General features: G+C 74.3%; 19 protein-coding genes and 1 riboswitch. Of the genes, 8 read left to right on the top strand and 11 right to left on the bottom strand.

Annotated features, from left to right (window positions below):
- Window positions 1–46: 46 nt before the first annotated feature.
- From ACFCY1_RS37605 to ACFCY1_RS37615, 3 genes are all read right to left on the bottom strand, one after another.
- Complete coding sequence (locus tag ACFCY1_RS37605; protein ID WP_074000911.1) at window positions 47–436, bottom strand: DUF3040 domain-containing protein; 390 nt, start codon at window positions 434–436, stop codon at window positions 47–49.
- A gap of 492 nt (window positions 437–928) precedes the next feature.
- Window positions 929–1,681 (bottom strand): methyltransferase domain-containing protein, encoded by a 753-nt coding sequence (locus ACFCY1_RS37610; RefSeq protein WP_049651928.1) that lies wholly within the window; start codon window positions 1,679–1,681, stop codon window positions 929–931.
- Between the two features lie 29 nt (window positions 1,682–1,710).
- Window positions 1,711–2,301, bottom strand: coding sequence for an SAV_6107 family HEPN domain-containing protein (locus ACFCY1_RS37615; RefSeq protein WP_375877445.1), 591 nt, complete (start codon window positions 2,299–2,301; stop codon window positions 1,711–1,713).
- A gap of 616 nt (window positions 2,302–2,917) precedes the next feature.
- On the opposite strand from ACFCY1_RS37615, the gene ACFCY1_RS37620 reads away from it, so the two are divergent.
- The gene (locus ACFCY1_RS37620; protein ID WP_049651930.1) at window positions 2,918–3,520 is read left to right on the top strand and encodes a DUF4126 domain-containing protein; all 603 of its coding nucleotides are present in this window, start codon (window positions 2,918–2,920) and stop codon (window positions 3,518–3,520) included.
- Window positions 3,521–3,543: 23 nt separating this feature from the next.
- On the top strand, window positions 3,544–5,061 hold the full coding sequence (locus tag ACFCY1_RS37625; RefSeq protein WP_375877446.1) for a phytoene desaturase family protein: 1,518 nt from the start codon (window positions 3,544–3,546) through the stop codon (window positions 5,059–5,061).
- Window positions 5,062–5,088: 27 nt separating this feature from the next.
- Here the strand turns inward: ACFCY1_RS37625 and ACFCY1_RS37630 are convergent, their stop codons facing one another.
- Window positions 5,089–5,976 carry a hypothetical protein gene (locus ACFCY1_RS37630; RefSeq protein WP_375877447.1) on the bottom strand — a complete coding sequence of 296 codons (888 nt, stop codon included), beginning with the start codon at window positions 5,974–5,976 and terminating at the stop codon, window positions 5,089–5,091.
- Window positions 5,977–6,181: 205 nt separating this feature from the next.
- Complete coding sequence (metF, locus tag ACFCY1_RS37635) at window positions 6,182–7,096, bottom strand: methylenetetrahydrofolate reductase [NAD(P)H] (RefSeq protein ID WP_375877448.1); 915 nt, start codon at window positions 7,094–7,096, stop codon at window positions 6,182–6,184.
- 197 nt (window positions 7,097–7,293) lie between these two features.
- Here metF and ACFCY1_RS37640 point away from each other — a divergent pair, with 197 nt between their 5' ends.
- On the top strand, window positions 7,294–8,472 hold the full coding sequence (locus tag ACFCY1_RS37640) for a polyprenyl synthetase family protein (protein ID WP_375877449.1): 1,179 nt from the start codon (window positions 7,294–7,296) through the stop codon (window positions 8,470–8,472).
- Window positions 8,473–8,544: 72 nt separating this feature from the next.
- Here ACFCY1_RS37640 and thiE read toward each other — a convergent pair whose 3' ends face one another.
- From thiE to ACFCY1_RS37655, 3 genes are read right to left on the bottom strand one after another with little or no spacing between them, the layout of a single operon-like run.
- Window positions 8,545–9,198, bottom strand: a complete 654-nt coding sequence (thiE, locus tag ACFCY1_RS37645) for a thiamine phosphate synthase (RefSeq protein WP_375877450.1) — start codon at window positions 9,196–9,198, stop codon at window positions 8,545–8,547.
- A complete protein-coding gene (locus tag ACFCY1_RS37650; RefSeq protein WP_049651935.1) occupies window positions 9,198–9,563 on the bottom strand; it encodes an Rv2175c family DNA-binding protein in 366 nt (121 codons plus the stop codon). The genes thiE and ACFCY1_RS37650 overlap by 1 nt, the downstream gene beginning before the upstream one ends.
- 52 nt (window positions 9,564–9,615) lie before the next feature.
- On the bottom strand, window positions 9,616–10,824 hold the full coding sequence (locus ACFCY1_RS37655; RefSeq protein WP_375877451.1) for an NAD(P)/FAD-dependent oxidoreductase: 1,209 nt from the start codon (window positions 10,822–10,824) through the stop codon (window positions 9,616–9,618).
- Window positions 10,825–10,907: 83 nt separating this feature from the next.
- Window positions 10,908–11,020: riboswitch (TPP riboswitch) on the top strand.
- A gap of 3 nt (window positions 11,021–11,023) precedes the next feature.
- Between ACFCY1_RS37655 and thiO the strand changes: the two genes are divergently transcribed.
- The 4 genes from thiO to pknB all read left to right on the top strand — a co-directional run bounded on the left by thiO (window position 11,024) and on the right by pknB (window position 15,150).
- Window positions 11,024–12,199, top strand: coding sequence for a glycine oxidase ThiO (gene thiO / locus ACFCY1_RS37660; RefSeq protein ID WP_259316557.1), 1,176 nt, complete (start codon window positions 11,024–11,026; stop codon window positions 12,197–12,199).
- Window positions 12,196–12,480 carry a sulfur carrier protein ThiS gene (gene thiS, locus ACFCY1_RS37665; RefSeq protein WP_375877452.1) on the top strand — a complete coding sequence of 95 codons (285 nt, stop codon included), beginning with the start codon at window positions 12,196–12,198 and terminating at the stop codon, window positions 12,478–12,480. The genes thiO and thiS overlap by 4 nt, the downstream gene beginning before the upstream one ends.
- 3 nt (window positions 12,481–12,483) lie before the next feature.
- On the top strand, window positions 12,484–13,281 hold the full coding sequence (locus ACFCY1_RS37670) for a thiazole synthase (protein ID WP_049655375.1): 798 nt from the start codon (window positions 12,484–12,486) through the stop codon (window positions 13,279–13,281).
- A gap of 84 nt (window positions 13,282–13,365) precedes the next feature.
- Window positions 13,366–15,150 carry a Stk1 family PASTA domain-containing Ser/Thr kinase gene (gene pknB / locus ACFCY1_RS37675; RefSeq protein ID WP_053112234.1) on the top strand — a complete coding sequence of 595 codons (1,785 nt, stop codon included), beginning with the start codon at window positions 13,366–13,368 and terminating at the stop codon, window positions 15,148–15,150.
- Between the two features lie 7 nt (window positions 15,151–15,157).
- Here pknB and ACFCY1_RS37680 read toward each other — a convergent pair whose 3' ends face one another.
- Window positions 15,158–15,787 carry a molybdopterin-dependent oxidoreductase gene (locus ACFCY1_RS37680; RefSeq protein WP_375877453.1) on the bottom strand — a complete coding sequence of 210 codons (630 nt, stop codon included), beginning with the start codon at window positions 15,785–15,787 and terminating at the stop codon, window positions 15,158–15,160.
- A gap of 277 nt (window positions 15,788–16,064) precedes the next feature.
- On the opposite strand from ACFCY1_RS37680, the gene bfr reads away from it, so the two are divergent.
- A complete protein-coding gene (gene bfr / locus ACFCY1_RS37685) occupies window positions 16,065–16,544 on the top strand; it encodes a bacterioferritin (RefSeq protein ID WP_049655380.1) in 480 nt (159 codons plus the stop codon).
- 31 nt (window positions 16,545–16,575) lie between these two features.
- Here the strand turns inward: bfr and ACFCY1_RS37690 are convergent, their stop codons facing one another.
- Window positions 16,576–16,875: a bacterioferritin-associated ferredoxin gene (locus tag ACFCY1_RS37690; RefSeq protein WP_375877454.1), complete on the bottom strand. Its 300-nt coding sequence runs from the start codon at window positions 16,873–16,875 to the stop codon at window positions 16,576–16,578.
- 160 nt (window positions 16,876–17,035) lie between these two features.
- Complete coding sequence (locus tag ACFCY1_RS37695; protein ID WP_049655382.1) at window positions 17,036–18,385, bottom strand: class II 3-deoxy-7-phosphoheptulonate synthase; 1,350 nt, start codon at window positions 18,383–18,385, stop codon at window positions 17,036–17,038.
- Window positions 18,386–18,569 lie beyond the last annotated feature (184 nt).

An 18,569-nucleotide genomic window follows, 5' to 3' on the forward strand; every position in this document is an offset into this window, starting at 1 on the left:
GTCGATCGACTGCCCGCCCCGGCTTCGTACGTATCGGCCGAGCGGCTCAGAACCCGCCGGTCTGCTCGTCCCGGCGGCGCTGCCAGCGCTGCTCCACCCGGTCCATCATCCCGGCCTTGCGGCGCGGGGCGGCGGCCGGACGGGCTCCGGCGCCCTGGCCCGCGGGACCGCGGCGCCAGCCGGTCACGGCGAACACCGCGCACCCGAGCATCACCAGGAAGCCCACGACGCTGACCCAGATCTGATCCGGTACGACCATGCCGCCCATCAGCAGGCCGATGCCCACCACGAAGCCGGCGACGGCCAGGTAGACCCGCCGACGGGTGTAGGTGCGCAGCCCGGTTCCCTCAAGCGCAGACGCGAATTTGGGATCTTCGGCATACAGCGCTCGCTCCATCTGGTCGAGCAGTCGCTGCTCGTGCTCCGAGAGCGGCACGGAGTCCTCCTACTCGTCGGTCGCGGGTGCGACCGGTCCGCCCACCCCGGTCGGGGAGGCAAGTCCAATCAGCCTTGGGGCACACGGTCGGACGCCCGTGCGGGGGACCCGGCCCGTGTCGTCCATATGCCCCACGCGTCCGGCTGTCATGCTTTCCGGCTTTACCCAGATCATACGGTCCGTGGGCCCGTTACGGGGTGGTCTGCGCCGCGTGGGACGGGCCACTTCGAGCGGGGACGGCCGCATCGGAGTCAACGCGCCACGCCCCGGACAAGTGCCCGATCGGATGGAATCGTCCCGGACCTGGGGAGGTTTGCCGCCGGGCCGCACCGCCCGGCCGCCGCCGGGCCCGGAAACGGGCGGGCCTCCGAGGGGTCACGGCGCGGGAACGGGCGGGCCTCCAGGGCGCGAACCACCGCCGTACGGCGGGCAAAAAAAACCGTACGACGGCGGAGGCGCGCGTGAAGGGGCGCGCGGGCCGGGAGGGGCGCCTCAGGCCAGGGTGGCCAGCAGGTGCAGCTGGGTCGCCACCGCGTGGAAGGCGGGCTGCGCGGCGGCGGCCTCCTCCAGCTTCAGCAGCGCGTCCAGCGCGCCCGGCTCGGTGTCCACCAGCACACCGGGGACGAGGTCGGAGAAGACCCGTACACCGTGCACCGACTGCACCCGCAGGCCCGCAGCCTCGGCCAGCCGGCCCAGCTCCTCGCCGGTGAAGCGGCGCGGCATCGGGTCCTGCTCGCCCCAGCGGCCGTCGGCGGCGGACAGCACGGTGCGGGCCTCGGTGAAGTGGCCGGCCAGTGCGCGGGCCAGCACGGCGCCGTTGCGGTTGGCCGCCAGCAGGCTGACCACGCCGCCCTTGCGCAGGGCGCCCGCCAGGCTGCCGAGCGCCTCGGCCGGGTCGTCCACGACCTCCAGCACGCCGTGGCAGAGCACCGCGTCCACGCTGCCGGGGGCGACCAGCTCGGGCAGGGTCTGGGTGTCACCCTGGACGGCGCGCACCAGGTCCGTCACACCGGCCTCGGCGGCCCGGCGCTCCAGGGCGAACAGGGCGTCCGGGCTCGGGTCGACCACGGTGACGCGGTGGCCGAGCTTGGCGACCGGCACCGCGAAGTTCCCGGTGCCGCCGCCGGTGTCGACCACGTCGAGCACCGGCTGGTCCAGCTCGGCCGACCGCTTCTCCAGGGCCGCCCGGACCACCTCCCACACCACGGCGGTACGCAGGGCACTGCGGGGACGCGTCGGGTACAAGGTGGGACTCCTTGGCACGTGCAGTTCGATCAGGTTGCCTCCACCTTAGAGCCTGTCCCAGGGATCCTTGCCGGGCCCACGACGCCGTCCGACGGGAGCCGGGGCGGGGGCGGCGCGGCGTGCAGGCCGAGCAGGCGCTCGACCAGACGCAGGAAGAGGGCGGAGTTGCGGACCAGGTCGTCGGCGTCGCGGGCCGAGGCGGCGCCCCTGATCCCGGCCTCGGCGGCGGCCCGGCGGCGGGCGCCGGCACCGTAGTAGACCGCCCACTCGGCGAGCTCCGGGGCCACCTCGGGCAGCACCTCCCAGGCGCTGCGGATGGCCTTGCGCCGGCGCGGGCTCTTCTCCGGGCGGCCGCGCACCGCCAGGACCGCCGCCACCGTGCGCAGCGCGGCCAGGTGGGCGGTGGCGTAGCGCTCCAGCGGGTCCTCCAGGGCACGGGCCCGGGTGAGGGTGCGGTGGGCGTCGGCGAGCAGGTCGAGGGCGGCCGGCGGCGCGGCGACCCGGCGCAGCACGGGGTGGACGTCGGCTCCGGCCGGGCGCCCGGCGGACGGGCCCGGGAGGTGCGGCGGGGCGGCGGAGTGGAGGCGGGCGGTGACGGGCTCAGGACGGCTGACGGTCATGGTCTCCCCCGTTCCGAGGCAGCGCGCGGACCGGGTGGTCCGTGCCCCTCCATCGTGAACGGCACCACTGACAATCCGGCCGGGCCGGCCGCGCCCCGGGCGGCTCCGGAAGGGCGTCCGGAAAAGGCGTAGCGGCGGCGGGCGCGGTCCTCCCCCGGTTCCGCGCCGCCGCCGTGCCGTCGCTCCGCCGCTCCCCCGTGGTCGGCGGTGGCGAGCTCCCCCCTCGCGGCCGGTCTCCCCCCGGCCCGCTCCGCCGCCCCGTGTCGGCGGTGCGGGGACCGTGACCAGCCCCGTGGCGGTCCGTCCGCCGCCTCCCCGGGCCGGTTCGGCCGGGGGACGGACGGATCCGCCGCCCGGGCGGGCCCGGCGCCCGACGCGCCGCCCTCCCGGGTGCCACCACTCTCCCGTCTCCGCAGGTCGGGGGCCATCCGCTGACGTACTCAACCGCGGATCTGAGTATTTGTACTCAGTGCGCCCCGGCCCGTCCCGGTCCGGCCGCCCGCCGGAACCGGCGGGTGCGTCCACGGCGTCCCGGGTGCCGGGTACGGTACGGCGGGGCCGGGCGGTACCGGCCCGCCGGACGACCAGGGGACGCGATGACGAGGAGGGGGACGCGATGACGGTCCTGCCGCTGATCTTCACCAGCGGACTGGCCAGCGGCATCAACGCCTACGCGGTGGTGCTGCTGCTCGGCCTGCTGGGCAGGTTCGCCGACGCGGACTCGGTGCCGCAGGCGCTGGAGCGCACCGACGTGCTGGTCGTGGCCGCGGTGCTGTTCGCGCTGGAGGCGGTGGCCGACAAGATCCCGTACGTGGACAGCGTCTGGGACGTCGTGCACACGGTGATCCGGCCGGTCGCCGGCGCCACCGTCGGCGTGCTGATCGCGGGCAACGACCCCGGCTCGCTGAGCGAGGTCGCGGCCGGCGCGATGGGCGGCGCCTCGGCCCTGGTCAGCCACCTGGTGAAGGCCTCGCTGCGGATGGCCGTCAACACCTCCCCCGAACCGGCCAGCAACATCGTGGTCAGCATGGCCGAGGACCTCTCGGTGGCCGGCCTGATCACCCTGGCGATCTTCCACCCCTGGCTGGCCGCCTCGGTCGCCGCCGTGGTCCTGGCCGCCGGGCTGCTGCTGGTCTGGCTGGCGGTCAGCCGGATCCGCGCCTTCCGGGCCCGCCGCCGCGAACGCCGGGCCGCCCGGGCGGCGGCGGGGAGCGCCTGAGACTGGTCCTAGGATCAGGTGCCATGGCAAAGATCGTCGTCATCGGCGCAGGAATGAGCGGGCTCGCGGCGGCCTCCCGGCTGGCGACCCTCGGCCACCGGGTGACGGTCTGCGAGGCGGGCGGCACCTACGGGGGCATGGTCGGGCGGTACGAGCGCGAGGGCTTCGCCTTCGACACCGGGCCCGGCCTGCTCACCCTCCCGGCGGTCTACCGCGACCTCGCGCTGAAGACCGGCAAGGAGCCCCTGGAGCAGCTGGTCGAGCTGGCCCCGGTCGACCCGGAGAGCCGACACCTGTTCCCCGACGGCACCGCCGTCACCCTGCCGAACGCCTCCCGCGGCGGCGTCAGCCAGGCGCTGGACGCCGCCTTCGGGGCCGGCTCCGGCGCCCGCTGGAGCGCGGTGATGAACCACGGCCGGACGGTCTGGGAGGCCACCCGCCGCCCGCTGCTGGAGGAGCCGCTGCCGGCCGAGCGCGGCGTGCTGTCCCCGGCCGACCGGGCCCTGGTGGGCACCGACCCGTACCCCGTCCCGCCGCGCACCGGCCTGGCCCGGCTGCGCCGCGCCCAGCCGTGGTCCCTGGAGCACGTGGCCGCGCGCGAGCTCGACGGCCACCCCGGCCTGACCGCCCTGCTGTGCGAGCCCGCGCTGCGGCACGGCTTCACCTCGGCCATGGCACCCGCCGGGGCCACCGTCCTGCCGTACATGGAGCAGTCCTTCGGCGTCTGGTACGTCCGGGGCGGGCTGCGGGCCCTCGCGGACGCGGTGTACCGGCGCTGCGAGCTGCGCAAGGTCGCGTTCCGCTTCGACACCCCGGTCACCCGGGTGGTCGTCGAGGGCGGCCGGGCGACCGGGGTCGAGACGGCGGACGGCCGGATCGACGCGGACCTGGTGGTCTCCGCGATGGACACCGACGCCTTCTACCGCCACGGCCTGGCCGAGTGGCCGGGGCTGCCGCCCGGGGAGTGGGAGCCGGTGGAGGTGCCCGGCCGCTTCAGCGTGCTGCTCGCCCTGCGCGGCCCCCGGCCCGAGGGCACCCCGCACCGCACGGTCGTCCACGCGGCCGACCCCGCCGCCGAGGCGAACGCCCTGACGCTCTCGGCGCCGCCCTGCGAGCGCCCCACCGTCCAGGTGCTGCGCCCGGACGACCCGGCGCTGCGGCCCGACGACGACCACGAGAGCGTGGTGCTGACCGCGACCGTCCCGGCCCAGGACGAGGTCGACTGGACCGTCCCCGGGTTCGCCGACCGCTACGCCGACCGGCTGCTCGCCCACGTGGACGCGGCCGGCCTGGGCCTGCGCGAGCGGATCCTGTGGCGGGTCGTGCGCACCCCGGAGGACACCCGCCGGGAGACCGGCGCGCTGTTCGGCGCGGTCGCCCGCCCGGCCCTGGCCGGCTCCGCGGGCTCCTGGCTGAAGGCCGCCAACGAGTCCCCCGTCCCCGGCCTCTACCTGATCGGCGGCAACGCCCACCCCGGTGGCGGCCTCGCCCGCGTCGGCATGTCGGCCTGCATCACCGCCGGCCTGATCGGCCCGGCGTAACGGCCCGGTCGGGCCGGTCAGGGCGGGTCAGCCCTGCTGGTGCCAGGTGTTCTGCTGCTGGTAGCCGTGGTTCTGGTCGTACATCGGCTGCTGCGGGATGCCCTGGGTGTGCGGGTCGGGCTGGGGCTGCCACTGCTGGGGCTGCTGCTGGGCGGTCTGGTCCCAGGCCTGCTGGTGCTGCGGCTGCTGCTGGTAGCCCGCGTACGGGTCCTGCTGCTGGTGCTGCTGCTGCGGGTAGCCGCCGTACGGGTCGGGCTGCTGCTGGGGGTAGCCGCCGTAGGTCTGCTGCTGGTCGTAGGCGTAGGCGGGCTGCTGCTGGGTCTGCCACTGCTGCTGGTCGTAGCCGGCCTGGTAGGCGGGGGCGTACGGGTCCTGGGGCTGCTGCTGGACCTGCGGCTGCTGCTGCTCGTAGTACCCGGGGGCGTAGACGCCGTCCTGGGCGAGCTCCTGCATCTCGAAGGCGGCGGTCTGCTCGACCTCCGGCACCTCGTCGGGCGCCGGGGAGGGCAGCGGCGCGGGGGCCGGGGTCTCCTCGACGGGGCTGACCTCGCCGACCCGCTTGCGGGCGACCGCGGCGGCCGCCACCGCGGCGGCGCCGCCGGTGAGGGCGCCGAGCAGCGGCACCTTGGCGAGCGGGCCGGGCAGGCTGCCGTCGGGCTTCCGCAGGGACCAGCCGGTCTGGTGGCCGCGCTTGACCGAGAGGGTGACGAAGGCCTGTCCGACCGCGAACAGCGCGGCGCCGGCCCCGATCACCACGACCGAGCCGAGGACCATCCCGGCGGCCACGCCCAGGAAGCCGGCCAGGGCCAGGACCCGCCAGTGCAGCGGTGCCCGGTTCTGCAGCAGCACCTCCGCGACCAGCCAGAGCGCCACCACCGCCAACGCGACGTACAGCAGCAGGTATCCGATGCCCATCCGCCCCGCTACCTCCAGTCGCGTACCCGCGCGTGTGCGCCGCGCGTGTGCGGCGACTGTACCGGTTCAACGGCCGGGGTACCGCATCGCGTTCCCGCCGCCCGGGCACCGGCCGCACACGACCGAGCCCGCCACCGTCGGTACGGTGACGGGCTCGTGAACACCCGGCGTCGGCGCGGCGGGAGCAGGCCCCCGCAGCGCCCGCTCAGCGCTGGTGCAGTCCCAGGTTCTGGTAGATCTCCAGCGTCGCCGTCGAGTGGTTCAGCGTGATGAAGTGCAGACCCGGCGCGCCCTCGGCGAGCAGGCGCTCGGCCATCGCGGTGGCGTGCTCCATGCCGATGGCCCGCAGCGCCGCCGGGTCGTCGATGGCCGCCCGCAGGCGGGCCTCCAGGTCGACGGGGAAGGCCGAGCCGCTGAGCTGCGGGAAGCGCTCCAGCTGCTTGGCGTTGGTGACCGGCATGATCTCCGGGATGATCGGCGTCTCGCAGCCGGCGGCCGCCACCCGGTCGCGCAGCCGCAGGTAGTCGTCCACCTCGAAGAACATCTGGGTGATCGCGTAGTCGGCCCCGGAGCGGACCTTCGCCACGAAGTGCCGGATGTCCTCGTCCCAGTCGGTCGAGCGCGGGTGCATGTTCGGGGAGGCCGCGACGCCGACGCAGAAGTCGCCGATCCCCTTGATCAGCTCCACCAGCTCGTACGCGTAGGTGACGCCCTCGGGGTGCTTGACCCACTCGCCCATCGGGTCGCCGGGCGGGTCGCCCCGGACCGCGAGGACGTTGCGCACGCCCTGGTCGGCGTACTGGCCGATGATGTTGCGCAGCTCCGCGATCGAGTGGTCCACCGCGGTGAGGTGGGCGACCGGGGTCAGGGTGGTCTCGGTGGCGATCCGGCCGACCATGTTGACGGTGCGCTCGCGCGAGGAGCCGCCGGCGCCGTACGTCATGCAGACGAAGTTGGGGTCGAGCGGTTCGAGCCGGCGGATGGCGTCCCAGAGCTTCTGCTCGCCGGCCTCGGTGCGGGGCGGCATGAATTCGAAGGAGAAGGAGCGCTTGCCGGCCGCCAGGAGTTCGCGCACCGTCAGTGCGCGATCCGTTCTCGTGGAAGCGATTCCGAGTGCCATGCTGGCAGGCTATCCGGCGTTCGAAGGGGCCGGACAACCGTATTCCATCTATTGAGACAACTGATGGAAGACGTTCCGTTTCGCCCCGGAACGGCTCCGCCGCCCCTCCTCCGTACCCCGGGCCGAGCCGCTCGCACAGCCGTTCCCGGCCGCACCGCTACGCTTGCTGCACCCCAGAGAACCAGCGGAGCCCCATCGTGACCTCGTCCAGCACCCGGCCGGCCAGCCCCGGTTCGGCCCTCAGTGCGGCCACCAGTGCGGCCGGCAACGCGGCCAGCAGTGCGGCCAATCCCATGGACGTGGAGGACGTCCGCACCCGTGTCAACGCGGCGCTCGCCGCGTTCATGGACGGCCAGTCCGTGCTCCTCGACAAGATCTCGCCCCAGCTGGCCCCCGCCGCCGACGCGCTGCGCGACTTCCTGCTGGACGGCGGCAAGCGGCTGCGCCCGGGCTTCTGCTACTGGGGCTGGCGCGGCGCCGGCGGCCCGGCCGCAGGCGCGACCGGCGAGGCGATCGCCAACGCGGCCGCCGCCTTGGAGCTGCTCCAGGCCAGCGCCCTCGTCCACGACGACCTGATGGACCGCAGCGACACCCGCCGCGGCCTGCCCTCGGTCCACCGCCGCTTCGAGGCGCTGCACCGCGACAGCGGCTGGCGCGGCGACCGCGAGCAGTACGGCGCCTCGGCCGCGGTGCTGCTCGGCGACCTGCTGCTGATCTGGTGCGACGAGCTGTTCCTGCGCTCCGGCCTGGAGCCCGCCGCCGTGCTCGCCGCCAAGCCGGTGTTCGACCTGATGCGCACCGAGGTCATGCTCGGCCAGTACCTGGACGTGCTGGAGCCGGTGGCCGGCGATTCGACGGACGAGGGCGCGCTGGAGCGGGCGCAGACCGTCCTGCACTACAAGTCCGCGAAGTACACCATCGAGCGGCCGCTCCAGGTGGGCGCGCTGCTGGCCGGCGCCGGGCCGGAGCTGGTCGAGGCGTACGGGGCGTTCGGGCTGCCGCTGGGCGAGGCCTTCCAGCTGCGCGACGACCTGCTCGGCGTCTTCGGGGACCCGGCGGTCACCGGCAAGCCGGCCGGGGACGACCTGCGCGAGGGCAAGCGCACCCTGCTGGTCGCGCACGCGATGCGGGGCCTGCCGGCCGCCGACGCCCGGCACCTGGACGAGCGGCTGGGCGCGCCGGACCTGGCGGCCCCGGAGGTCGCCGAACTGCGCGGGCTGGTCGCCCGCAGCGGGGCGCCGGAGCTGGTGGAGCGCCGGATCGAGGAGCTGATGCGGCAGTCGCTGGCCGCGCTGGAGGCGGCGCCGCTCGCCGACGAGCGGGCCCGTACGGTGCTGCTGGCACTGGCCGAGGCCGCCACCGTCCGCAAGTACTGAACGCACTGACGGGCGGCGACGGCCCCGGGCCGGTCCTGCGGGTCCTGCGGGTCCTATCGGGATCCGGGAGGCTCAGAGCGCGGCGCGCACCCGGCGGGACAGCTCGGCGGCGGCCGCCCGGGGGTCCGCCGCGGCCGTGACGGCCCGCACCACGACGACCCGGCGGGCACCGGCGGCGAGCACCTCGTCCAGGTTGCCGAGGTCGATCCCGCCGATCGCGAACCACGGCCGGTCGGTGTCCTGCTTCGCCGCGTACGAGACCAGGCCGAGGCCCGGGGCCGGGCGGCCCGGCTTGGTCGGGGTCGGCCAGACCGGGCCGGTGCAGAAGTAGTCCACCCCGGGCTCGGCGATCGCCGCGTCCACCTCGGACTCGGCGTGGCAGGAGCGGCCGATCAGCACGTCCTCGCCGAGGATCGCCCGGGCGGCCGGCACCGGCAGGTCGTCCTGGCCGAGGTGCAGCACGTCCGGCCGGGCCGCGTGGGCGACGTCGGCGCGGTCGTTGACGGCCAGCAGCTTGCCGTGCCGGCGGCAGGCGTCGGCGAAGACCTCCAGGGCCTCCAGCTCCTGCCTGGCCTCCAGGCCCTTGTCGCGCAGCTGGACGATGTCCACCCCGCCCGCCAGCGCCGCGTCCAGGAACTCGGCGAGGTCGCCCTGCTCCCGGCGGGCGTCGGTGCACAGGTACAGCCGGGCGTCGGCGAGCCCGGCGCGCGGCGTGTCCGCCGCCATCAGATCAGCATCGCCTGGGCGCGGCGCTTCACCTCGGTGCCGCGGTTCTCCCGCAGCGCCTGGATCGGGCTGCCGGGCAGCGACGGGTCCTCGGTGAAGAGCCACTCCAGGATCTCCGCGTCGTTGTACCCGCAGTCCCGCAGGACGGTCAGGGTGCCGGACAGGTGCTTGACCAGGCCCGGGCCGTCGATGAACGCGGCCGGGACCTGCAGCGACTTGTTGGGGCCGCGCCGGACGGCGATCAGGCCGCCGTTCTTGACCAGGTCACGCACCTCGGTGACCCGGACCCCCCACTGCTCCGAGATGTCGGGCAGGTACATCCAGTCGGTGACCAGGGATTCAATCTTGCTTTCGATCTCACTCACGCCACCAGACTGCCACCTCCGCGGCCCACCGCGCACCAGACCTGCCCCGCGCCTACCCCGCGACGGCCGCCTTCAGCGGTACCGCGGGGTCGGCCGCCCGGGCCGGGTCCAGCGCGGTGCCGCGCTCGATCAGCCGCCGCCCCTGGGCCAGGTCGCGCGGCCGGTCGACGGTCAGCAGCGCGCTCGGCACGCCGTCGCGCAGCCAGAGCACCGACCAGTCGGCGCCCCGCGGGTCGCCGCGCCGGACCAGCTCGTCGCCCTCGGCGTGCCGGCCGGCGTACTGGACCATCCGCCCGAACTGCTCGGACCAGAAGTACGGCACCGGGTCGTAGGCCGGCGCGTCCGCGCCCAGGACGGCGGCGGCCACCGCCTCGCCGGACCGCAGCGCGTGGTCCCAGTGCTGGACGGCCAGCCGGGCGCCGGCCCGGGCCGAGGGGTAGCTGACGCAGTCGCCGGCCGCGAAGACCCCGGGCACCGAGGTGCGCAGCCGCCCGTCCACCACGACGGCGCCGGTCGCGTCCAGCTCGACCCCGGAGCCGGCCAGCCAGCCGGTCGCGGGGCGGGCCCCGATGCCGACCACCACCTCGTCGGCGGGCAGGTGCGAGCCGTCCGCCAGCAGCACCGCGCCGGGCTCGACGGCGGCCACGCCGACCCCGCAGCGCAGCTCGACCCCGGCGTCGGCGTACCAGGCGGCCATCGCCGAGCCGAGCTCCGTCGGCAGCGCGCCGGGCAGCGGCGCCGGACCGGCCTCGACCACCGTCACCTCGCAGCCCGCCGCGCGGGCCGCGGTGGACACCTCGGCGCCGATCCAGCCCGCGCCGACCAGCACCAGCCGCAGCCCGGGGCGCAGCAGCGCGCGCAGCGCCAGGGCGTCGTCCAGGGTGTGCAGCAGGTGCGCCCGCTCGGCGCCGGGCAGGGCGCGCGGCACGGCACCGGTGGCGATCACCAGCGAGCCGTACGGGAGGTCGCCGCCGTCGGTGTGCAGCACGCCGGGGGTGAGGCCGGTGGCGCGGCGGCCGGTGAGCAGCTCGATGCCGAGCTGCCCGTAGTCGATGTCCAGGGCCGTGGAGTCGGCCTTGCCGAGCAGCACGTCCTTGGAGAGCGGCGGCCGGTCGTACGGCGCGTGCGGCTCCTCGCCGACCAGCGTGATCCGCCCCTGCCGGCCGCCCTGCCGCAGCTTGAGGGCGCACTGCGCCCCGGCCAGCCCGGCTCCGACGACGACCACCCGATCCGTTCCGCTCAGCTCTGCCACGCCCGCCACTGTACTCAGCGCGACGCGGCGGCCTCCGGGCCATCCGCCCCGCGTACGGGCCTTCGGCCGGGCCGACCCCCGGCGTTAAGGTGGGAGGACCACACGGGAGCCCGGCGGACCGGGCTGAGAGGCGGGCTGACACGGCCTGCGACCGTCCGAACCTGATCCGGGTCATACCGGCGAAGGGAGAAGAGCAGCCTTGTCACGCTTGCCATCAGGCACCCATGCCGACGTGCTGGTGATCGGCGGGGGCGTCATCGGCCTCGCCGTCGCCTGGCGCACCGCGCGGCGCGGGGCGCGGAACGTGATCGTGGTCGACCCCGCCCACGGCGGCGGGGCCGCCGGGGTCGCGGCCGGGATGCTCGCCCCGGTCACCGAGCTCCAGTACGGCGAGGAGCCGCTGCTGCGCCTCGGGATGGCCTCGAACGAGCGGTACGAGGCCTTCGCCGCCGAACTCTCCGAGGCGAGCGGCGGCCTGGACACCGGCTACCGCCGCTGCGGCACGATCGCCGTCGCGCTGGACTCCGACGACCGCGAGGAACTGCGCGAGCTGTACGCCTTCCACCAGCGGCTGGGCCTGGACTCGACCTGGCTGACCGGCCGGGAGGCCCGCAGGCTGGAGCCGATGCTGGCCCCCGCCGTCCGCGGCGCCCTGCACGCCGCGGACGACCACCAGGTGGACCCCCGGCGCCTGCTCACCGCCCTGGTCGCGGCCTGCGGGCGCGCGGGCGTCCTGCTGCACCGCGCCGAGGCCGTCGAGCTGCTGGTCGAGGACGGCCGCGCGACCGGCGCCCGACTGAGCACCGACGAGACGGTGACCGCCGACCAGGTCGTGCTCGCCGCCGGCCCGCACAGCCACCGGCTGCCCGGTCTGCCCGAGGGGGTGCTGCCCGCGATCCGCCCGGTGAAGGGGCAGGTGCTGCGGCTGCACGTGCCGGAGGCCTACCGGCCGTTCCTCTCCCGCAACGTCCGCGCCGTGGTCCGCGGCCGGCACCTGTACCTGGTCCCCCGGGAGAACGGCGAACTGGTCGTCGGCGCGACCACCGAGGAGCAGGGCTACGACACCACCGTCACCGCCGGCGGGGTGTACGAACTCCTGCGGGACGCCCACGAGTTGGTCCCGGGCATCACCGAACTCCCGCTGCGCGAGACCTCGGCCGGGCTGCGCCCCGGCTCGCCGGACAACGCCCCGCTGCTGGGCCCGACCCCGCTGCCCGGGCTGGTCGCCTCCACCGGCCACTACCGCAACGGCGTGCTGCTCACCCCGGTGACCGCCGACCTGGTCTCCGAGTACCTGGTCACCGGTGAAGTCCCCGAGCTCGCAAGGCCGTTCACCCCCACCCGGTTCTCCTCCGAATCCCCCGTCGCGAAGGCCTCCGCATGACCGAGATCGCCCTGACCGAGAACGCCCCAGACGAGAACGCCGTGAACGAGGACGCCCCGAACCCGGCCGCCCCGGCCGAGATCGCCCTGACCGTCAACGGCGAGCCCCGCCGGGTGCCCGCCACGACCACCCTCGCCGAGCTGGTGGCCTCCGTCAGCGCCGCCAACACCGGTGTCGCCGCCGCGCTCAACGAGGCCGTGGTGCCGCGCGGTTCGTGGCCCGGGACGGCACTGGGCAGCGGCGACCGGATCGAGATCCTCACCGCCGTCCAGGGAGGCTGAACCATGGCCGACGATCTGCTGACCATCGCCGGGACGGCCTTCTCCTCCCGGCTGATCATGGGCACCGGCGGCGCCCCCAGCCTGGAGGTCCTGGAGCGCGCGCTGCTCGCCTCCGGCACCGAGCTGACCACCGTCGCGATGCGCCGGGTCGACGCCACCACCCAGGGCTCCGTGCTGGACGTGCTGACCCGCAACGGCATCCGGGTGCTGCCCAACACGGCCGGCTGCTTCACCGCCGGCGAGGCCGTGCTGACCGCCCGGCTGGCCCGCGAGGCGCTCGGCACCGACTGGGTCAAGCTGGAGGTGATCGCCGACGAGCGCACCCTGCTGCCCGACCCGATCGAGCTGCTGGACGCCGCCGAGACGCTGGTCGACGACGGCTTCACCGTCCTGCCGTACACCAACGACGACCCGGTGCTGGCCCGCAAGCTGGAGGACGTCGGCTGCGCGGCCATCATGCCGCTGGGCTCGCCGATCGGTTCGGGCCTGGGCATCCGCAACCCGCACAACTTCCAGCTGATCGTGGAGGGCGCGGGCGTCCCGGTGATCCTGGACGCGGGCGCCGGCACCGCCTCCGACGTGGCGCTGGCGATGGAGCTGGGCTGCGCCGCGGTGATGCTCGCCTCCGCGGTGACCAGGGCTCAGGACCCGGTGCTGATGGCCGAGGCGATGCGGCACGCCGCCGAGGCGGGCCGGCTCGCCCACCGGGCCGGCCGGATCCCGCGCCGCTTCCACGCCGAGGCCTCCTCCGCGATGGCCGGCCGGGCCGACCTGGACACCCGCGAGCACCCGGCGTTCTGAACCGTCGCGCATGTCACAAGCCGGTCCCGGAGGCGGTGTCCGCCGGGACCGGGCGGTCCCGCACCCTAGACTCTCCGAGTGGACATGGCACTGCACGACCCCCTGATCGGCGCCCTGCTCGACAACCGGTACCGGGTCGAGCAGCGGATCGCGACCGGCGGGATGTCCACCGTCTACCGGGGCACCGACACCCGGCTGGACCGGGTGGTCGCGCTCAAGGTGATGCACCCCTCGCTGGCCGGTGACGAGGGCTTCACCGCCCGCTTCATCCGCGAGGCCAAGGCGGTCGCCAGGCTCACCCACCCCAACGTGGTCAACGTCTTCGACCAGGGCGCGGACGGCGGCCACGTCTTCCTCGCCATGGAGTACGTGCCCGGCCGCACCCTGCGCGACCTGCTGCGCGACCGCGGCGCGCTGTCCGTCCGGGCCGCGCTGGACGTGCTGGAGCCGGTGCTCGCCGCGCTGGGCGCCGCCCACCGGGCCGGGCTGGTCCACCGCGACGTCAAGCCCGAGAACGTGCTGATCACCGAGGGCGGCCTGGTCAAGGTCGCCGACTTCGGCCTGGTCCGGGTGCTCGGCAGCGCCGACGGCGCGCCCACCTCGACCACCACCGCGACCGGCGGCACCGTCATGGGCACCGTCTCCTACCTGGCCCCCGAGCAGATCCTCCCGGACGCCCCCACCGACCAGCGGGTGGACGTCTACGCGTCCGGCATCCTGCTGTACGAGATGCTCACCGGCCGCCGCCCGCACACCGGCGACAACCCCGTCCAGGTCATGTACAAGCACCTGCACGAGGACGTCCCGGCCCCCTCGCTGGTCGCCCCCGCCGTCGGCCCCGAGCTGGACGCGATAGTGGCCGCCGCCTGCGCCCGGTCCGCCGGCGCCCGCCCGTACGACGCGGTCGAGCTGCTCGCCGCCCTCCAGCGGGTGCGCCGCACCCTCGCCCCGGCCGCGCTGGACGCCGAGCCGCCGGCCTCCACCCGCCCCAGCCCGCGCTACCCGACCAGCGAGCCGACCTCGGTGATCCAGCCGCTGCCGCGGCCCGCCGAGGCCCCGCCGACGGAGCGCACCAGCGTGCTGGACATGCCGCCGGAGCTGATGGACGAGCTGCTCGCCGAGCCGCGCCCGTACGACGAGCCGACCCCGGTGCACCGGCGCCGGCCCCGGCCGGGCCCGCTGCGCCGCCTCCCCCGCCGGACGCTGGTCTGGACGGCCGCGCTGGCCGCGCTGGTGCTGGCGATCGGCGGCGTCACCTACGGGATCTCCGAGGGGCTGTACGGCTCGGTGCCGGGCGTGCTCGGCAAGGACCGGGCCGAGGCGCAGCGGGTCCTGGACAAGGAGGGCCTGCACGGGAGGTTCGTCGAGGTGTTCAGCGAGTCCGTCCCGTCCGGGCAGGTGATCGCCACCGACCCCGGGGTGGGCGCGCGCACCCGCAAGAGCGACAGCGTCACCGTCACCCTCTCCAAGGGCCCCAAGCGGATCGCGGTGCCGGACCTCACCGGGAAGAGCGCCGCCGACGCCGCCGCGGCCCTGACCGGCGCCCAGCTGACCAGGGGCGGCGTGACCGAGACCTACGACGACACGGTGCCCGAGGGCTCGGTGATCAGCAGCTCGCCGGCGGCCGGGCAGCTGCTGCAGGAGAACAGCGCGGTCTCGCTGGTGGTCAGCAAGGGCATGGTGCCGGTCCCGAACGTCACCGGGATGGGCAAGGACGAGGCGCAGAAGGCGCTCCAGGCCGCGGGCTTCACCATGCAGACCAGCGGCTGGGACGTGTTCGGCGCGGTCACCTCCTCCGGCCAGAGCCCGGCGGCGGGCGAGCGGCGCCCGCAGCGCAGCGTGGTGACCGTCAAGTTCTCGCTGTTCTAGGACGCGGTCAGCGCAGCGGCCCGTCGCCGGGCTCCTCCTGGTAGGAGTAGCGCTGCTCGCCCCAGGGGTCGGCGAGGTTGTGGTAGCCGCGCTCCTCCCAGAAGCCGCGCCGGTCGGCCCGCATGTACTCGACCGCGCGCACCCACTTGGGGCCCTTCCAGGCGTACAGCCGCGGCACCACCAGCCGGACCGGGAAGCCGTGTTCGGCGGTGAGCGCCTCGCCGTTGCGGTGGGTGGCGAGCAGCGTGCGCGGGTCGGCGAAGTCGGCGAGGCGCAGGTTGGCGCTGTAGCCGTACTCGGCCCAGACCATGACGTGGGTGACGCCCGGCGCCGGGGGCACCAGGTCGAGCACGGCGGCGGCCGACACGCCCGTCCACTCGTTGCCGAGCACCGAGAACTTGGTCACGCAGTGCAGGTCCCCGACGACGGTGCTGCGCGGCAGGGCGCCGAAGGCCTCGAAGTCCCAGCTGTGCTTCTCCGCCGAGGCGGTGGCGCCGAACACCTGGAGGTCCCAGGTCAGCGGCTTGAAGCGGGGCACCGGCCCGTAGTGCAGGGCGGGCCAGCCGCGCTGCGCGCGCTGTCCCGGGGGGAGCCTCGGGTCAGACGGCGGAAGCGGTTCGTGTTTCGACTGACCCATGGATCCATGGTGACAGACGGCGGACGAGCCTCGGCGCGCGCCCCTTTGCGCGGATCCGCGCCCCTGCCCGTACGGCCCAGCGGTCGGCCGCCCACCAGTACGTTTCACCATGAATCGGATATTCCGACACATGTCCTAGTGAGTGTGAACTTACTGGAATTTCCTCCCAAAGCGGTGCCAGGATGCGCAGCGCAGGACTCAGTACCGGACCCACCGCAGGACTTCACGCAGGACTCAGCGCAGGACACACGGCAGCACGAGTGCAGGAGGCATCACCATGCAGGGCGATCCCGAGGTCATCGAGTTCCTCAACGAGCAGCTCACCGCCGAGCTGACCGCGATCAACCAGTACTTCCTGCACGCCAAGATGCAGGAGAACTTCGGCTGGACGAAGCTCGCCAAGTACACCCGGCACGAGTCCTTCGACGAGATGAAGCACGCCGAGACGCTCACCGACCGGATCCTGTTCCTGGAGGGGCTGCCCAACTACCAGCGGCTGTTCCACGTCCGGATCGGCCAGACGGTCAAGGAGATGTTCGAGGCGGACCGCCAGATCGAGGTCGAGGCGATCGACCGGCTCAAGCGCGGGATCGTGGTGATGCGGGCCAAGAACGACGTCACCTCGGCGAACATCTTCGAGGACATCCTGGCCGACGAGGAGCACCACATCGACTACCTCGACACCCAGCTGGAGCTGCTGGAGAAGCTCGGCGAGGCGCTCTACCTCGCCACGGTGATCGAGCAGCCGGAGTCCTGAGGCCGCAGCCCGCTCTGGCCACCCGGCCCGGTCAGGCCGCCCGGTTCGCCCGGGTCACCCGCAGCGGGACCACCGGGGCGGCCTCCGGGGCCGGAGCGGACGGCGCCGCCGGGTCCTCCGGGTCCGCGAGGCCGAGCTTCGCGGCCAGCCGGGCGGTCGGGCAGGGGCGGGCGCCGTGCTCGCCGAGCAGCGCCTGGATGCGCCGCACGCAGGACCCGCAGTCGGTGCCGGCCCGGCAGCCCCTCGCTATCTGGCGCGGGGTGTTGGCACCGCCGTCGATCGCCTTCTTCACCTGGTCCTCGGTGACCGCATGGCACATGCACACGTACATCGCGGTCTCTCCCGGGAGTGAAGCGGAGTGGATCTTGACTAAGGTCAGCCTTAGTTCACTGAGGCTTACCTTACCCGGCGAAACGGGTACGAAAAAGCCCCTCCGGGCTCGGGGACACCGAATCCGGAGGGGCCTTCGTCACATCGGACGGGCACCGGGCCTACTGGCCGCGGTACATCTCCGCCACCAGGAACGCCAGGTCCAGCGACTGGCTGCGGTTGAGGCGCGGGTCGCAGGCCGTCTCGTAGCGCTGGTGCAGGTCGTCCACCAGGACCTCGTCGCCGCCGCCGACGCACTCGGTGACGTCGTCGCCGGTCAGCTCCACGTGGATGCCGCCCGGGTGGGTGCCGAGCGCGCGGTGCACCTCGAAGAAGCCCTTGACCTCGTCCAGGACGTCGTCGAAGCGGCGGGTCTTGTGCCCGCTGGAGGCCTCGAAGGTGTTGCCGTGCATCGGGTCGCAGATCCACACCGGCCGGGCGCCGGAGGCGGTGACCTTCTCCACCAGGGTGGGCAGGTGCTCACGGATCTTGCCCGCGCCCATCCGGGTGATGAAGGTCAGGCGGCCGGGCTCGCGCTCCGGGTCCAGCTTCTCGATCAGGGCGAGCGCGTCGTCGACCGAGGTGGTCGGGCCGAGCTTGACGCCGATCGGGTTGCGGATCTTGGAGGCGAACTCGATGTGCGCGTGGTCCAGCTGCCGGGTGCGCTCGCCGATCCACACCATGTGGCCGGAGACGTCGTACAGCTCGCCGGTGCGCGAGTCCACGCGGGTCAGCGCGGTCTCGTAGTCCAGGACCAGCGCCTCGTGCGAGGAGAAGAACTCGACCGCCTTGAACTCCTCCGGCACCACGCCGCAGGCGCTCATGAACGCCAGGGCGTTGTCGATCTCCCGGGCGAGCTGCTCGTAGCGCTGGCCGGCCGGCGAGTTGCGGACGAAGTCCTGGTTCCAGGCGTGCACCTGGCGCAGGTCCGCGTAGCCACCGGTGGTGAAGGCACGCACCAGGTTGAGCGTCGCGGCGGACGCGTTGTACATCCGCTTCAGGCGCTCGGGGTTCGGGATGCGGGACTCGGGGGTGAACTCGAAGCCGTTCACCGAGTCGCCCCGGTAGACCGGCAGGGTCACGCCGTCGCGGGTCTCGGTCGACTTGGAGCGCGGCTTGGAGTACTGGCCGGCGATGCGGCCGACCTTCACCACCGGCACCGAGGCCGCGTACGTCAGTACGGCGGCCATCTGGAGCAGCGTCTTCAGCTTGTTGCGGATGTGCTCCGCCGAAACGCCGTCGAAGGCCTCGGCACAGTCACCGCCCTGGAGGAGGAAGGCCTCCCCGCGCGCCACGGCTCCGAGCCGGGCGCGCAGCTGGTCGCACTCGCCGGCGAAGACGAGCGGCGGATAGGACGCGAGCTCGGCAAGGGTCTTGCGCAGAGCCTCTTGGTCCGGCCATTCAGGCTGCTGCGCCGCGGGCAGGGACTGCCAGGAGTGGGCAGCCCTCGATGTCTCAGTCGTAGCGGTCACACCGCCAAGGCTACGGGGTGGCAGGAGTGACTCGTGCCTATTGCCCGAGGAATGAGACACATCTCGGACAAAGACGTGATGCCCCTCACCCGCCCCGACGCATCCGCTAGTCTCGAACCATGCACGCGCCCCACAGCCACTCCTGGTGGTGGGCCTCCCCCCAGGGTGGCCCACAACTGGCGCG

Source organism: Kitasatospora sp. NPDC056273 (assembly GCF_042268845.1).
GTDB lineage: Bacteria > Actinomycetota > Actinomycetes > Streptomycetales > Streptomycetaceae > Kitasatospora.

Excerpts from the sequence above, each read along its gene's own strand:
- bfr (WP_049655380.1), top strand. The coding sequence starts at position 16,065 with ATGCAGGGCGATCCCGAGGTCATCGAGTTCCTCAACGAGCAGCTCACC.
- thiE (WP_375877450.1), bottom strand. The coding sequence starts at position 9,198 with ATGGCGGCGGACACGCCGCGCGCCGGGCTCGCCGACGCCCGGCTGTAC.
- metF (WP_375877448.1), bottom strand. The coding sequence starts at position 7,096 with ATGGCACTCGGAATCGCTTCCACGAGAACGGATCGCGCACTGACGGTG.
- ACFCY1_RS37625 (WP_375877446.1), top strand. The coding sequence starts at position 3,544 with ATGGCAAAGATCGTCGTCATCGGCGCAGGAATGAGCGGGCTCGCGGCG.
- ACFCY1_RS37615 (WP_375877445.1), bottom strand. The coding sequence starts at position 2,301 with ATGACCGTCAGCCGTCCTGAGCCCGTCACCGCCCGCCTCCACTCCGCC.
- ACFCY1_RS37620 (WP_049651930.1), top strand. The coding sequence starts at position 2,918 with ATGACGGTCCTGCCGCTGATCTTCACCAGCGGACTGGCCAGCGGCATC.
- thiS (WP_375877452.1), top strand. The coding sequence starts at position 12,196 with ATGACCGAGATCGCCCTGACCGAGAACGCCCCAGACGAGAACGCCGTG.
- ACFCY1_RS37690 (WP_375877454.1), bottom strand. The coding sequence starts at position 16,875 with ATGTACGTGTGCATGTGCCATGCGGTCACCGAGGACCAGGTGAAGAAG.
- ACFCY1_RS37680 (WP_375877453.1), bottom strand. The coding sequence starts at position 15,787 with ATGGGTCAGTCGAAACACGAACCGCTTCCGCCGTCTGACCCGAGGCTC.
- pknB (WP_053112234.1), top strand. The coding sequence starts at position 13,366 with ATGGCACTGCACGACCCCCTGATCGGCGCCCTGCTCGACAACCGGTAC.
- ACFCY1_RS37670 (WP_049655375.1), top strand. The coding sequence starts at position 12,484 with ATGGCCGACGATCTGCTGACCATCGCCGGGACGGCCTTCTCCTCCCGG.
- ACFCY1_RS37630 (WP_375877447.1), bottom strand. The coding sequence starts at position 5,976 with ATGGGCATCGGATACCTGCTGCTGTACGTCGCGTTGGCGGTGGTGGCG.